Here is a 14691-nt window from a genome sequence, read left to right on the forward strand (position 1 = left end):
CCTGCAGGTTGTATGTAACCTTCGCCCGACTCAAGGGGATTTGGACAATATCTTCTGCCAGGCCTTGAAGCTGCCCCTGTTCTTGAAGGCCCGCACCACAAACAGCACCAGCGAAGCGCAAGCCTGGTCGAACCGCATCTGCCCCTTCCACGTCAGCTCTGTAGTAAACACAGTCTGCCTGTAATCCGGGATAACCTGAATGTCCGGACTGCCACAGCGCTTGATATGGGTAAACATGAAGGTTAATAGTGAGGATTTGAGGGTCCAGACAATGCCCGTGGTGATGGCGGTCTCCGGCGCATCGCCCAGCCCGATCCGAGTGGACCATTTTAGTTGGGTGCAGGTAACCTTGGACATGGTATCGTACAGCCAATCCCGCATGTGATAGGTGGCTTCCACGAAAATTTTGGCCTTCTTGAAATACAGGAGCACCTTGTCCTTATTGATCTCTGCCGTGCCCTCTCCCAGAAGCTTGTCCCCCCGCTCATTCACATGTTCCTCCTTGAGCACCACGCCCTTCTTAAACCCCTTAAAGGCAATAACCGGCACCTCAAACCGGTACTGGATCAGGCCATAAACAGCCTTGCAATAAATATAGAGCCGGTCGTTATCCTTAACCCGGGAATAAAACAATTCAAAGGATACCTTGCTGGCCAACAGCGCAATTGCCGCAGCGGCGCCTCCGGCAAGCATCCACCCCCACCATGTCATGCATAAGGCCCCCTTTTATCCAAAACCCCCCCAAAAGTGACGAAATGCTCTGAAGCCAAATCCGAGTACTTTTGGGGGAGCCCCCGTAAAAACAGTCAAAAAAAGCTCCGACCGGGCTTTCATACCGCAATTGGCATGAAAACCGTCAATCGGAACTTATTGTATCCTGATGGACCGAAGGGCATTCGCCTATTCCGGGTCCAGTTCATCAATCGTCATCTGCTTTGCTTCCAGCCTGCCGAACAACAGCTGGGTTTCCTCTTCCAAATCAATTTCATGCTCAAATTTGGAGGAATCCGGTAAATCCTGTAAACCCTTCAACGCAAAATAGTCCAGAAAAGATTTGGTCGTCCCGTACAGAATGGGTCTGCCCACCGCTTCGGCACGTCCTTTTTCCTCGATCAGATCCTTGGCTACCAGCGTCTGCAGGGCCCGGTCGCATTTGACTCCCCGGATTTCTTCAATTTCCACCCGGGTAATGGGCTGCTTATAGGCCACTATGGACAGGGTTTCCAAAGCGGCCTGGGACAATGCCGCCCGCGTAGGCGACGATGCCAGCCGTTCCAGATAGGGTGCATGCGCAGGGAGTGTCGTCAGTTGGAGAGCACCGGCAATCTCCACAATCTGAATGCCTCTCCCTTTCTTCTTCAGCTCCGCCTTCAGTTCCTCCACCAGCGATGCGGTGAACTTCACATCCAGCTCCAGCACTTCGGCCAGCTGCTTCACTTCGAGCCCTTCATCCCCTGCGGCGAACAGCAGCCCCTCAATAATCGACTTCAATTTGGGCAACTGCATCCCAGCTACCTTCCTCTCTTGCCTGAATCACAATATCCTCGAATAATTTATGCTGATAGCAAACAATGGTTTTCATCTTCATCAGCTCCAACAGCGCCAGGAAGGTCACCACAATCTCCTCCCGGCTGTTCTCCGGGGACAATAGCCGCGAGAACAGAAGCTTGCCCCCTGCCTCCTGAAGAATATCCACTACCTGGGTGATCCTGTCCTTCACGGAAATCTCATCCCGATGGATCATGGCTACCCGGTTGCGGCTAACCTGCTTCTTCAGCGCCTTGCGGAAGGCCAGGAGCAAATCGGTTAGATCCAACCCTTCAACTGGGTTCGTTGGAGCCTGATGGACGTAAGGAGTCAAATCCACTGCCTCCCGGGTGTAAATCAGATTGCGCTCCGTTTCCATTTCCCGGAGATGGTCGGCGATATCCTTATACTTGCGGTATTCAACCAGCTTCTGCACCAGCTCATCCCGCGGGTCGAAGCCGTCTTCTCCGTCCATCATCCAGTCCATATCATCGGGCAGCAGCTCCACCGGCGGCTTGGGAAGCAGCATTTTGCTTTTAATTGCCAGAAGTGTCGCGGCCATCACCAGAAACTCGCTGGTGACCTCCAGCTCCAGCTCCTGCATGCCATCTAGAACCTCCAGATACTGGTCGGTGATTTCCTTGATGGGGATATTGTAAATATCCACCTCCGCCTTATCGATGAGGTGCAGCAGCAGGTCCAGCGGGCCTTCGAAGGTTTCGAGCTTGAAGGTCACCTTCATGGGTCATTCGCTCCTTACTTACGGCAGCTGCTTCAGCAGATTGGCCATTTCAATTGCCGTTACCGCAGCATCCCAGCCTTTATTGCCGGCTTTGGTGCCTGCGCGCTCCACTGCCTGCTCGATGGAGTCGGTGGTCAATACGCCGAAAATAGTAGGGACTCCGGTCTTCATATTGATGGCCGCCACGCCCTTGGATACCTCTGCGCATACATAGTCAAAATGCGGTGTGGAGCCCCGGATAACGGCGCCCAGGGTAATCACAGCGTCATACTTGCCGCTTTGGGCCATGCGCTGGGCTGCCAGAGGAATCTCGAAGGCGCCCGGTACCCATGCCACCTCCACTTCCTCATCCTTGGCGCCGTGGCGCTTCAGCCCGTCCAACGCTCCGCCCAGCAGCTTGGCAGTAATAAATTCATTGAACCGGCCGATGACGATTCCATACCGCAGGCCTTCCGATACTAAATGTCCTTCATACGTGTGTCCCATATTCATCTCATCCTTTCGGTTTCCGTTGCAGCAGCGGCAGCTAAATCATCCTGAAACGAAAGCAGGTGTCCGAGCTTTTCCCGCTTGGTGTGCAGGTAGCGGGTGTTGTCGATGTTCTCTAGCATCTGCAACGCTACTCTTTCGACAACCTGCAGCCCGTATCCTTCCAATCCTTTAATTTTTCTTGGATTATTCGTCAACAATCTGATTTTTTCGACGCCCAGGTCCTTCAATATCTGTGCGCCGATCCCATAATCCCGTAAATCCGCTCCAAAACCAAGCTGAAGATTGGCCTCTACCGTATCCATCCCCTGCTCCTGAAGCTTATACGCCCGCAGCTTGTTGATCAACCCGATCCCCCGGCCCTCCTGGCGCATGTACAGGAGAACGCCCGAGCCGTTCTCGTCAATCTGCTTCAATGCGGAAGCGAGCTGAGGACCACAGTCGCAGCGGTGGGAGTGGAACACGTCCCCGGTCAGACATTCGGAATGGACACGGACCAACACCGGCTCATCCGGATTGATGGTGCCCTTGACCAGCGCCACATGCTCCTTGTCATCCACCTCATTGGTATAGGCAACAGCGGTGAATTCACCGTAATCTGTGGGCAGCCGGACCTCCACCTCACGTTTGATCAGGTTTTCCTTTTCGTTGCGGTAGTGGATCAAATCCTGGATGGAGATCAGCTTCAGCTGATGCTTCTGCGCGAAGATCTGCAGATCAGGAAGCCGGGCCATGGTGCCATCCTCCTTGACCACCTCGCAGATTACGGCAGCTGGATAAGAGCCGCACATCCGTGCCAAGTCAATGGCCGCCTCCGTATGGCCCGCGCGGCGCAGGACCCCCCCTTTTTTGGCGATAAGCGGGAAGATATGGCCGGGACGGCGAAAATTCTGGGGACGGGAGGACGGATCAATAAGTCCCTTTACGGTCCGGGACCGTTCAAAGGCCGAAATGCCGGTGGTGGTATCCGTATGGTCCACAGAAATGGTAAAGGCTGTGCCGTGATAATCCGTATTGTGGTGGACCATCAAATCCAACTGCAGCTCCCGGGCCCGTTCCTCCGTAATGGGCACACAGACCAGACCTCTGGCCTCGCGGATCATAAAATTGATTACCTCCGGCGTTGCCTTATCCGCCAGCACAATAAGATCCCCCTCATTCTCCCGGTCCTCGTCGTCCACCACCAGAACCGGCTTGCCCATCATCAGGTCATAGATCGCTTCCTCAATGCTATCCAGCGTCTTTTTCTCTTCCATCTCCATCACTCCCTATAGTTATTGAGCTGCGCTTCACTTTTGGTGGATTATTAATCGGGGGGTTCCCTACAAATAGCCGTTTTCCGCCAAAAACGCTTCGGTCAAACCTCCGCTTTTCCGTCCGCGGCCTGTCCCCGGCTGCTCCCCGCTTTGGAAGCTGAGAAGCCGCTCCACATATTTGCCCAGGATGTCCGCCTCCAGATTGACACGGTCCCCCGGTCCCTTCAGAGCCAGCACCGTCTCGGCCAAAGTATGAGGGATGATGGAGACGGCGAAGGTTTCATTGTCTGTACGAATCACCGTCAGGCTAATGCCGTCAATGGCAATAGAGCCGCGGGCCAGCACATACCGGAGCATGCTTTTGTCATCCGGCTCCAGGGTGAAGACCACCGCGTTCTCCTCGGGCTGCCGGCTTACAATCCGCCCGGAGGTGTCCACATGGCCCTGCACGATATGGCCGCCGAAGCGCTTCTGGGCGCCCATAGCCCGCTCCAGATTCACCGGATTGCCGGACCGGAGCTCACCGAGATTGGTCTGGCGGTAGGTTTCCGGCATCACATCCGCTGTGAAAGAATCACCGTCAAAAGCGACAACGGTAAGGCACACACCATTCACAGCGATGCTGTCTCCTATGGCCACATCCTCAAGCACCCTGGACGCCTCCACCGTCAGCAGCATGGCCTGTCCTTGGCGGTAAACCCGGCGCATACGGCCCATTTCTTCTATAATTCCTGTAAACATGGCGCTCCATCCTCTCTAGGTCATTCCGTTCCAGCCGGCTCTTCTTCAGCCTGTCCGTAGCGGGGATAACCACTGATGCATACATCCTGGCCCATCTGCTCCACCTTCAACCGGTCCAGAACTATGGCATCTCCCATTTTTTCAAAACCGGCAAAGTCAAAGTTACCAGGTGCACCCGCTCCCCCGATAATTTTCGGGGCGAAAAACAATACGCATTTATGGATCAGCCGAGCCTCCAGCATGGACCCATTCAGCTTGCCTCCACCTTCCAGCAGCACAGAGGCGATCTCCCGTTCACCCAGCAGCCGCATGGCCTCCTCCAGATCCACATGAGGCCCGAAGCCGGTAAGCAGCACCCGGTGTCCTCTATCCTCCAGCCGTTTAATTTTGTCTGGAGGGGCTTGGTATGTACTGAGTAGGATAGCACCGGGACGCTCCAGCAGGCGGGCATCCTCGGGAATCCGAAGCATCGAATCCACAATGACCGGAACCGGATCCAGGCCTGGAACATCAAGTCTGGTGGTCAGAGAAGGGTCATCCGCGATCACCGTTTGGATGCCCACCATAATTCCCTGATGGCGGTGCCGCAGCGTATGCACATATTCCCTTGCTGCTTCTCCTGTCACCCACCGGCTGTCACCCGTCCGGCTGGCAATCCGTCCGTCCAGGGTACTGGCTGTTTTCAACGTGATAAAGGGAGTATGGTGCACAATATAATGGTTAAACGCCTCATTTTGCTGTGTGGCTTCCTGCTCCAGGATACCTGCCTCAACCTCTATCCCTGCCCCCTCCAGCATGGCCAGCCCGTTACCGGAAACCAACGGGTTAGGGTCCTTGGCAGCGGCTACTACCCGGATGACACCTGCCTCGATCAGCCGTTTAGCACAGGGAGGTGTTTTGCCGTAATGGCTGCATGGCTCCAAGGTCACGTAAGCTGTTGCACCGGCCGCTTCACCGCCTGCCATCCGAAGGGCGTGGATTTCTGCATGGTCCCCGCCCCGGCGGAGATGGGCGCCCATGCCGAGAATACGTCCATCCTTAACGATGACACAGCCTACCACAGGATTAATCCCCGTTTGCCCTGCCGCTCCGGCAGCCAGCTGCAGCGCCAGCCGCATATACCATTCATCATTCATCACGTCCTGGGGGTTCATGCTTCCCCCTCCTTATCCGCAAAATCAAAAAAACCCTTCTCCACAAAATGGAAAGGGGACAGTTTAGAGGTCCGTAGCGGCGCATACCGAATAGAGCTGTTTCCTTTTGACATGTGAAAAAAGGAACTTGCCTATGTGAATAAAACGCAGATACGAAAATCACTTTCTCCCATCCAGACTATACTGTCGGTCTTGGAGTTGCACCAAGTCCTCCGATGAACAGCGCCAGAGGCGCCGGGCAAAGAGCCAGCTTCACCGGGTCACGGACTGACCGCAAGGGTGCAGGAGTGCGCTTGTGCGCCACTCCGCCTTACGGATCACCGCCGGTAGGGAATTTCACCCTGCCCCGAAAGTAACTTCGATATGAAATTATCATGCTATTGCCATGAAGTGTATCATCCCGCTGCTGAATTTGCAAGAGAGTAACGGTTACGCCCCGATCTCCTCCACCTGCTCCTCGTTTCCGGTAATCACCTTGTGGACCAGAAGACGGGCAATGCGGAGATTATCGGTTTCTTCTATTATAAATTCCACATTCTCATAGAGGATCTTATCGTTCTTCCGCGGCGGAATTTCCATCTGGGAATACACCCATCCACCGATGGTATCGTACTCCTCCGTACTGATATCCGTTCCGAAGAAATCGTTAAATTCGGAGATAAGCAGCAGTCCGTCAACCGAATACACCTGGTTATCCCGGGCTTCAATACTGGGACGCTCCTCATCGAATTCGTCCTGGATCTCACCGACAATTTCTTCAAGAATGTCCTCGACGGTGACCAGACCGGCCGTACCGCCGTATTCATCAATCAAGAGGGCCATCTGGTGCTTCTTACGCTGCAGGTTTGCTAACAGCGTGCTGATGGACATGCTCTCCGGCACAGTGGCCAAGGGTCTCAGCACACTGCGGATATCCCGGATGCGGTCCCGCGGGTTGAACAAATCCTTAATATGAATGTACCCAATAATATTATCCTTGTCAGGGTCACAAACAGGATAGCGGGTCCGCATCTCCTGAATTGCGATCTCGATGTTATCCTCGATGGACAGGTTGGCGTACAAACACACCATTTCCGTCCGCGGGATCATAATTTCTCTGGCTGTGGTTTCACTGAATTCAAAGATGTTGTCCATCAGGGTCATTTCGGCCTTGTCGATAAGGCCGCTCTTGTGGCTCTCCTGCATCAGGAGACGGATTTCTTCCTCAGAGTGGGCGGTTTCGTGGCCATTGCCCGGCTCAATGCCGGATTTACGCAACATCCAGTTGGAAGCTCCGTTCAGAGACCAGATAAAAGGGTACATCATTTTGTTGAAGACGTACACAGGGACGGCTGTCCACAACGTCACGGCTTCGGATTGCTGAATTGCGTAAAGCTTCGGGAATTGCTCACCCAATGTGATATGAAAGGAAGTAACAATAGCAAATGCAATGATGAACGAAATCGTATGCGCCGCAGCCGCAGGCAGTCCCATCATATCGAACAGCGGCTCCAGGAGCCGTGAGATGGTCGGTTCACCCAGCCAACCGAGAATCAGTGAGGTCAGGGTTATACCCAACTGGCAGGCGGACAGGTAAGCGTTCAGGTTATGAAGGATCTTGTGGGAGATCTTCGCCCGGAAGTTCCCCTCCAAGGCAAGCGCCTCAATCCGGCTGGCCCGAACCTTCACATACGCAAACTCCGCTGCCACGAACAATCCGTTCAACAAAACAAACACCAATATCAAAACCAATTTCACCCACATAGGTAAAGGGTCTATGCCCAATTTAGCTCCTAACCGTCCAGGGGACCGGCTAGGATACACCTCCTTTATAAGTTCAAAATGGATACATAATAAAACTATATACGTTTTTTGTGTCCATCGTCAAACCGTGAAAATTCCACTGATTCACGCCTTCTCCTTGCCACAGGCTGAGAAACGGCTGATTGTTTCATAAAAAGCGCTCTAAAGGCGTCTTTTCCTCAATCTTGAGGGTTTTCGGGGGAATTTCATAAAAAAATCTGATAAATCAATTTTGCCCGCCATTCCTTGATCAGACGGATGGGCTGAATTTATAGCCGATGCCCCTGATATTATGGATAAATTTCGGAGATGAGGGCAGCGGCTCAATTTTTTTGCGGAGGCTGCTGATATGCACCAAAACGGTTCGGGTATCCGAATTGCTTTCGGCTCCCCATACCCGATGATACAACTGCTCGGTGGTGAATACCTGGTTAGGATTTTGCGCCATAAAAAACAACAGCTGAATCTCCTTAGCCGACAAGGGGACCGGCACTTGGTCCAACCGCACCGCATAATTTTTGAGATCGATGGTCATTTCACCAAAATGAAGCACATCCGCAATTTCCTTCACCGCCGGCTGGGCCAGAAAACGGTTGAAAATTGGCGCGCGGCGCAGATTTGCCTGGACCCGGGCCAGCACCACCGCAGGGTCAAAGGGCTTCACAATATAGTCGTCACCGCCGATTTCCAGACCGTTCACCACATCCTCCGAGTCATTCCGGCAGCTGATAAAAATAACAGGCACATTGGATATCTTGCGGATTTCGCGACATACGCCGAACCCGTCGATCAGCGGCAAATTTATATCCAGCAGAACCAGCTCCGGAAGCTCTTTTTCGAATACCCGCAGTGCCTCCAGACCATTCTCTGCAACAAAGACTTGAAAGCCGTGCTTTTTCAGATACAACGTTATGAGATCTCTGATTTCCTGGTCATCCTCTGCAACCAGCAACTTCTCCGAAGTCACGTTTAGTCCACCACCATTGGAATGAATTCAATCGGAATATCAAACTGAAAGGTACTGCCTTTACCGTATTCACTGTGGACAGTCAGAATTCCTCCATGATGCATGACGATTTCCCTGGCAATGGCCAAACCGAGCCCTGACCCGTCCCTGGCGCTCCTCTTTTTGCCGTTCCCCTTCACAAAACGGTCAAAAATATGAGGCAGCAGCTGCGGGTCAATTCCCTTGCCGGTATCCGTCACCTGAATCACCAGCCGGTCCCGCCCGTATTCGCCGCGTATGATGATGGCGCCCCCTTCTTCCGTATAATTAAGGGCATTATGCACCAGGTTCGTAATCACCTGACGAATGCGGATGGGGTCAATCCGGGCTACAGGCAACCCCTCCTGGGTCGTTTCCGGCTTTAGCAGCTGGAAATGGATCCCCTGATTCTCCACATCCCATTGGAAGCTGGAGAAATATTCATCGAACAAATCGTCCACAATCACATCCACCATATGGAAGGTGGTCTGCCCCTCCTCCAGCTTCGTCAGATCGAACAAGTCCTGCACCAGCCTGTCGGCCATCTGGATCTTGTCATACAAGAGCTGGATATATTGCTTCTCCGGCTGGATCACCCCGTCCAGCAGGGCCTTCATATATCCCTGGATGGAAGTCATGGGTGTTCCCAGCTCATGGGTTACATTGGCGATAAGCTCCCGCCGCGAGGTTTCCAGCTGATGAAGATGTTCATTGGCATACATCAGATGGGCATTGGTGATTTCCAGCGCTTCCGTTCGCTGTTTGATTTTCTCCTCCAGCTGCTGGTTAAGCTGTGCCAGCTGCCCGGATACATTCTCCACATCCACATACGCCTTGGAATAGCGGTGGGCAATGACCAGGGTTTCGGCAAAGGCCAGCAGAAACACGCTGATGGGCATCAGGGAATAACTTTGGATGACACCCTGCTCAAGCAGAATATCGTTCACAACAGTGCCGATCATGATCAGAACACATAAGGCATTGATCCAGGCTCCGGTGCGGCTCCGCGCAACGGCATACGCCAGGACGTACAGACAGTACCCGAGAACGATCAAAAGCGCCACCAAAAAGGGAATAAAGGTACAGGTATATGCCCTGACAGGCAGAATGAGAGCCGATAAGGCCAGCCCCCCGCTGAAGATCCATACTGTCCGGGTCACCCGTTTGTTCATTTCCCGGGGATACAGCAGCTGAATAACGGCCAGCAGGAACGGAATACCGGCGTATAAGGTGAAATAGGATAGTCTGGACCACCATGGCGCAAGGGAGGGGGCCAGGAAAGTCAGGATGCCTTCGTCCAGCACCATAATCCGGACCGACATTAATAAGCAGGTGATGCTGGTCACCAGGCTCATGGAATCCCGTTTGCGCATCCAAAACAGAGCCAGGTGGTAGATGCCCAAGGTAGCCAAAGCGGCCATCACCGATATTTTCCATACCAGGGTCCTCTCCCGGTATTGATAGATGTCAAGAGAATTCCCGAAGGTAAAGGTAGAATGTATGCCGCCTCTCTGATAAGCCGAATTGGCGACCTGGACAATGATTTCATTATTTCCTGCCGTTACAGGAAACCCGATAATCGACGGATAAATAGCCGCTTCCGGGGGGCTTGGGGATTTCCCCAACACTCCTCCATCGCCATAGAGCTGGCCGTTGACATAAATCCGGTACCCCGATTGGATGTCACGGATGCCCAAAGCTTTGCGGGTACCCGCTTGCTCCGGTCCCAGCTTCACCTGAAGCCGGTAAGTGGCCAGCTCTTCCCCCGTCTCCGGCCGGCCGCCGCTCCACATATGGGGGAGCTTGACGTATTCATCCGGCTTTTGAGAGTTCAAAGCGAAGCTCTCAGGCTCAACCAGCCGGTTGCGGTACAGCTCCCACCCTTCGGTTAATAGCAGGGATCCGTTTTGGGAGAAATCCCACTCCGACAAATCCAGGATTCCATTCTGTGCCGGCGGTTCCGGCTGGCGGCTGGCAAAAAGCGCAAAAGCCGCTCCCCCCGCAAATAAAATCAGCAGAACAGTAAATCCCCAAAACAAGCGGGCCGCTTCCTTATGTCTGGTTGTCATCGCGCGTTCACTTGCCCTTCATGCATTCTAGTATTCATCATAACAGAATAACGCAATAAGGGTAAACAGGCCTTTTTGGAAGAGCCCGGGGCAATGGTTGTCCAAAAAGCCCAAGAGGCTTCCGGATTACCCGGAGATGCTCTTGGGCTATAGGTGAACATGGGTTCATGTAGGGGATTATTCCTCCCAAACCTTCACTTCGGACATTTTGGAGCCTTGCTTCAGGGCATCCACATGCTCCATACCTTCTGTCACCTTGCCGAATACGGTGTGTACACCATCCAGATGCGGGAAGGAGTCGTAGGTAATGTAGAATTGGCTGCCGCCTGTATCCTTGCCTGCGTGTGCCATGGCGATTACGCCGCGGACATGCTTGTTAGGGTTGCCGGCAGTTTCACACTTGATGTTATATCCGGGACCGCCTGTGCCATTGCCGCGGGGGCAGCCGCCTTGTGCGACAAAACCGGGAACGATACGGTGGAAGGTCAGCCCGTTATAAAAGCCTTCATTGGCCAGCTTTTCGAAATTAGCAACGGTATTCGGGGCATGCTCCGCATCAAACTCCAGATTGATCGTGCCGCCGTTCTCCAATGTGATGGTACCTTTTTTCATGGGGAGTCTCCTTTGTAAATGGAATCGATCTGACTTATTGTATCGGATTGCGAAAGGAAATACAAATGTTTCAAAAACGGGACCCACCCCCAAACCTCCATAAACAGCAAAAACCCTGCCGTGCTCATAAGAAGCCTCGGCAGGGATAGGGATTATGATTATGCTCTTGCGGGAGCCTTCTTCATCCGCTCGGGAATCAAGTCATTGCCAACAATATCCTCGTAGGATTCGCGCTTCACCGCCAGATCGGCGCTGCCGTCCTTGACGAAGACCACGGCGGGTCGGGGAATCCGGTTATAATTGCTGGCCATGGAATAATTGTACGCGCCTGTGCAGGCTACTGCCAGAAGATCACCGGAGTTAACCTTGGGCAGGGACAGATCCCAGATCAGCATATCCCCGCTTTCGCAGCATTTGCCGGCGATGGAAACAACCTCTTCCGGAGCTGCGGTAGCGCGGTTGGCAAGCATGGCCTCGTATTGGGATTCATAGAGAGCGGGACGGGGGTTATCCGTCATGCCTCCGTCAACGGCCACATACTTGCGGATGTCGGGAATTTCCTTATAAGTGCCCACAGTATAAAGGGTAGTGCCTGCATCCCCTACAATGCTGCGGCCCGGCTCGATCCAGATTTCCGGAACGGGATAGTCCTGGCCGGCAAAGGAGGTATGAATGCTGTCAACGATGGCATGGACATATTCCACAACGGGCAGCGGGCTGTCCCCTTCCACATAACGAATGCCGAAGCCGCCGCCCAGGTTCACTACCTTAAACAGCACGTTCAGCTCACTGCGAACCTTCACCGCAAAGCTCATTACCTTCTCCACGGCAAGCTTGAAGCCTTCCACCTCGAAAATCTGGGAGCCGATGTGGGAGTGCAGGCCTAAGAGCACCAGGTTCGGCTGGCGCGATGCCTCTTCCACGGCACGGAATGCCGAGCCGTTGCCCAGGTCAAAGCCAAACTTGGAGTCCTGCTGGCCGGTAGAGGTATATTCATGGGTATGGGCGGACACGCCCGGTGTAATGCGGAGAAGCACATTCACCTTGCGGTTGCGTTCGCCGGCCATAGCATTCAGGAGCTCCAGCTCCACAAAGTTGTCGACAACGAAGCAGCCGATGCCGGCTTCCAGCGCCATGTCAATTTCCCGGGGGGTTTTGTTGTTCCCGTGGAAGTGGATCCGCTCTGGAGGGAATCCGGCTTGGAGAGCGGTGTACAGCTCGCCGTCAGATACCACGTCGAGGGAAAGCCCCTCCTCATCTACGATCCGGCACATGGCCATGGTGCAGAAGGCCTTGGAGGCATACGCCACCTGAAACTTGAGTCCGGAGGATTTGAAGGCACCGATGAATTCACGGCAGCGTCTTCTGATGAGCTCCTCATCGACGACATAAAGGGGGGTTCCAAATTGTTCTCTAAGTTGAACGGCATCAACGCCGCCTATTTCCAGATGGCCGTGATCATTAATTCGACTTGTCCCATGCAGATACATTGCCATTTCTCCTTGTCAATTGGTCTAACAACAAAATAACATATAACGGCCGTCTGTGCCATACACAAACGGCCGATTGATTTGTACTATCCGTCGGAGACCGGCTGCCGGGTATTGTCTGTCGTATCCGTCAGACTGATCCGGTGGCGGCTCTCGCCAAAGGGTCTGCGGATCAACACCGTATAAAGCGCCTTTGCATTAAACGGTATAAACGGCCACATGTAGGGAGAGTTGTACGAGCGCTGCACGGTAAGTATGATCAGCCAGATGGTGGTTGCGCCCACCAGCCCCGGCACTCCCAAGGTGGCGGCTGCCAGCAGCAGAATGATCCGGGAAATGCGGTTAGCCATCCCCAATTCATAGCTGGGTGTAGCAAAGGTGCCGATAGTCGCTACCGCCATGTACATGATGACCTCGTTTACGAACATACCGGTTTCTACGGCGATTTGGCCAATGAGGATAGCAGCGATCAAGCCCATTGCAGTAGCCAGCGGTGTTGGTGTATGCACCGCGGCCATCCGCATCAGATCGACGCCAAGCTCGGCGATGAGAAACTGCACGATTACCGGGAGCCGCGCCGTTTTTTCCGGCCCTAACCACTCCATCCCCACCGGTTTGAGCTCCGGATGGACCACCATCAGATACCAGATGGGCAACAGAAAGAGAGAGGCGATGATCCCGAAATACCGCACCCAGCGGAAGTAGGTGCCCACTGCAGGATTTTGGCGGTATTCCTCCGCATGCTGCATCAGCTGGAACATGGTACAGGGCAGGATCATGGCACTGGGGGAGGTGTCCGCCAGAAGCACCACATGGCCCTCCAGCAGGTGGGCGGCCACCACATCGGGCCGCTCCGAATACCGGACCAGCGGGTAGGGGTTCCATCCCGACTTGTTGACCAGAATTTCCTCCAGCTGTTTTTCGCCCAAGGGAATACCGTCAATCACGACCTCCTCCACCTTATTCCGGAAGGTATCGATAAGTTCCGGGGCGGCCACATCCTGGATGTAGGCGATACACACATCGGTTTTGGTGCGTTCCCCTACCTGCACCACCTCGAATTTAAGCCGCGGATCCCGAAGTCTTCTGCGGATCAGCGTGACGTTGGTCATTAGGGTTTCCACGAAGCCGTCCCTGGCTCCCCGGACCACCCGCTCCAGATCCGGCTCCGAGGTGGAACGGACCGGGAAGCTCTTGGCGTCTATGACCAGCGCGGCACGGGCGCCCTCCACGAAGAGCGCCGTCATCCCCGCCAGTGTTTTATCGATGACCTCATCGAACTTCTCCAGACTTTCCACCTGGATATGGGCCACCAAATTATCCTTCAGCTTTTCAAGCGGATCGTCTCCCAGCTCCTCCTCGCTGGCATAGGTCAGCCGTTTGATTACCTCGATCAGGGCCTCGTCCTTAGCGAAGCCGTTCATATAAAGGAAGCTGCAGCGGACACCCCCGAATATCATTTCCCGGAAGGTTACGTCAAAGCTGATGCCCAGGCCGACTTTTTCCTCCAGAGCGCGCTTTACGTCCTCCATAGAATCCGGTATTTCCTTCATATTTTTCAGCCGGTTTTCTTCCTCCGACATTCTGCTCTGGGCGCCGCTTTGTTGATTTTTGTGGCTGCGCCCCTTGGGTTCCTGCTCTTCTTTCTTCTGAGCCGCTTCCTTGCCGGAGTGTTTATGCGGGCCGTTATGCTCCTCACGCTTCTCTCCGGTTTCCTGCTCGTGTCTGTGGAACGCACCGACCTCCATCGGCCTGCGGAGAAGCGTCTTCCGGCGCGGAGCTGCGTGTCCGCCCTCCTCCCCTGCTTCCTCCCGAAAGGGAGGCACCGGCATATGGCCGGAATG

The 14691-nt window shown here is 54.1% G+C and carries 13 protein-coding genes and 1 riboswitch; all 13 genes read right to left on the bottom strand.

The annotated features are described in order from the left end of the window. Positions 1-30: 30 nt before the first annotated feature. Complete coding sequence (locus ACI1P1_RS01700) at positions 31-711, bottom strand: DUF2953 domain-containing protein (RefSeq protein WP_416214616.1); 681 nt, start codon at positions 709-711, stop codon at positions 31-33. A gap of 189 nt (positions 712-900) precedes the next feature. Then, positions 901-1506 (bottom strand): SMC-Scp complex subunit ScpB, encoded by a 606-nt coding sequence (gene scpB / locus ACI1P1_RS01705; RefSeq protein ID WP_416214617.1) that lies wholly within the window; start codon positions 1504-1506, stop codon positions 901-903. After that, positions 1475-2269, bottom strand: coding sequence for a segregation and condensation protein A (locus ACI1P1_RS01710; protein ID WP_416214618.1), 795 nt, complete (start codon positions 2267-2269; stop codon positions 1475-1477). Before ACI1P1_RS01710 ends, scpB begins: the two co-directional genes overlap by 32 nt. A gap of 18 nt (positions 2270-2287) precedes the next feature. Next, positions 2288-2755 carry a 6,7-dimethyl-8-ribityllumazine synthase gene (gene ribH / locus ACI1P1_RS01715; RefSeq protein ID WP_416214619.1) on the bottom strand — a complete coding sequence of 156 codons (468 nt, stop codon included), beginning with the start codon at positions 2753-2755 and terminating at the stop codon, positions 2288-2290. A 2-nt stretch (positions 2756-2757) separates the two neighbouring features. Beyond that, the gene (locus ACI1P1_RS01720) at positions 2758-4014 is read right to left on the bottom strand and encodes a bifunctional 3,4-dihydroxy-2-butanone-4-phosphate synthase/GTP cyclohydrolase II (RefSeq protein WP_416214620.1); all 1257 of its coding nucleotides are present in this window, start codon (positions 4012-4014) and stop codon (positions 2758-2760) included. 66 nt (positions 4015-4080) lie between these two features. Beyond that, the gene (gene ribE, locus ACI1P1_RS01725) at positions 4081-4755 is read right to left on the bottom strand and encodes a riboflavin synthase (RefSeq protein ID WP_416214621.1); all 675 of its coding nucleotides are present in this window, start codon (positions 4753-4755) and stop codon (positions 4081-4083) included. Between the two features lie 20 nt (positions 4756-4775). Continuing rightward, positions 4776-5909 (bottom strand): bifunctional diaminohydroxyphosphoribosylaminopyrimidine deaminase/5-amino-6-(5-phosphoribosylamino)uracil reductase RibD, encoded by a 1134-nt coding sequence (gene ribD / locus ACI1P1_RS01730; RefSeq protein WP_416214622.1) that lies wholly within the window; start codon positions 5907-5909, stop codon positions 4776-4778. A 157-nt stretch (positions 5910-6066) separates the two neighbouring features. After that, positions 6067-6267: riboswitch (FMN riboswitch) on the bottom strand. A 71-nt stretch (positions 6268-6338) separates the two neighbouring features. After that, positions 6339-7652 (bottom strand): hemolysin family protein, encoded by a 1314-nt coding sequence (locus ACI1P1_RS01735; RefSeq protein WP_416214623.1) that lies wholly within the window; start codon positions 7650-7652, stop codon positions 6339-6341. Positions 7653-7941: 289 nt separating this feature from the next. Further along, positions 7942-8658: a response regulator gene (locus ACI1P1_RS01740; protein WP_416214624.1), complete on the bottom strand. Its 717-nt coding sequence runs from the start codon at positions 8656-8658 to the stop codon at positions 7942-7944. Between the two features lie 2 nt (positions 8659-8660). After that, a complete protein-coding gene (locus ACI1P1_RS01745; RefSeq protein WP_416214625.1) occupies positions 8661-10745 on the bottom strand; it encodes a sensor histidine kinase in 2085 nt (694 codons plus the stop codon). A gap of 177 nt (positions 10746-10922) precedes the next feature. Further along, on the bottom strand, positions 10923-11357 hold the full coding sequence (locus ACI1P1_RS01750) for a peptidylprolyl isomerase (RefSeq protein WP_416214626.1): 435 nt from the start codon (positions 11355-11357) through the stop codon (positions 10923-10925). A 158-nt stretch (positions 11358-11515) separates the two neighbouring features. Then, positions 11516-12847, bottom strand: coding sequence for a diaminopimelate decarboxylase (gene lysA, locus ACI1P1_RS01755; RefSeq protein ID WP_416214627.1), 1332 nt, complete (start codon positions 12845-12847; stop codon positions 11516-11518). Between the two features lie 86 nt (positions 12848-12933). Further along, positions 12934-14595, bottom strand: a complete 1662-nt coding sequence (locus ACI1P1_RS01760) for a spore germination protein (protein ID WP_416214783.1) — start codon at positions 14593-14595, stop codon at positions 12934-12936. Positions 14596-14691 lie beyond the last annotated feature (96 nt).

Origin of the sequence: Paenibacillus mesotrionivorans (assembly GCF_046098205.1) — a bacterium.
Classification (GTDB): Bacteria; Bacillota; Bacilli; order Paenibacillales; family NBRC-103111; genus Paenibacillus_AR; species Paenibacillus_AR mesotrionivorans.

Coding starts and splice junctions, on each gene's coding strand:
- ribE (WP_416214621.1), bottom strand. CDS start 4,755: ATGTTTACAGGAATTATAGAAGAAATGGGCCGTATGCGCCGGGTTTAC.
- ACI1P1_RS01745 (WP_416214625.1), bottom strand. CDS start 10,745: ATGACAACCAGACATAAGGAAGCGGCCCGCTTGTTTTGGGGATTTACT.
- ACI1P1_RS01750 (WP_416214626.1), bottom strand. CDS start 11,357: ATGAAAAAAGGTACCATCACATTGGAGAACGGCGGCACGATCAATCTG.
- ribD (WP_416214622.1), bottom strand. CDS start 5,909: ATGAACCCCCAGGACGTGATGAATGATGAATGGTATATGCGGCTGGCG.
- ACI1P1_RS01735 (WP_416214623.1), bottom strand. CDS start 7,652: ATGTGGGTGAAATTGGTTTTGATATTGGTGTTTGTTTTGTTGAACGGA.
- ribH (WP_416214619.1), bottom strand. CDS start 2,755: ATGGGACACACGTATGAAGGACATTTAGTATCGGAAGGCCTGCGGTAT.
- ACI1P1_RS01700 (WP_416214616.1), bottom strand. CDS start 711: ATGACATGGTGGGGGTGGATGCTTGCCGGAGGCGCCGCTGCGGCAATT.
- ACI1P1_RS01760 (WP_416214783.1), bottom strand. CDS start 14,595: ATGGAGGTCGGTGCGTTCCACAGACACGAGCAGGAAACCGGAGAGAAG.
- lysA (WP_416214627.1), bottom strand. CDS start 12,847: ATGTATCTGCATGGGACAAGTCGAATTAATGATCACGGCCATCTGGAA.
- scpB (WP_416214617.1), bottom strand. CDS start 1,506: ATGCAGTTGCCCAAATTGAAGTCGATTATTGAGGGGCTGCTGTTCGCC.
- ACI1P1_RS01720 (WP_416214620.1), bottom strand. CDS start 4,014: ATGGAAGAGAAAAAGACGCTGGATAGCATTGAGGAAGCGATCTATGAC.
- ACI1P1_RS01710 (WP_416214618.1), bottom strand. CDS start 2,269: ATGAAGGTGACCTTCAAGCTCGAAACCTTCGAAGGCCCGCTGGACCTG.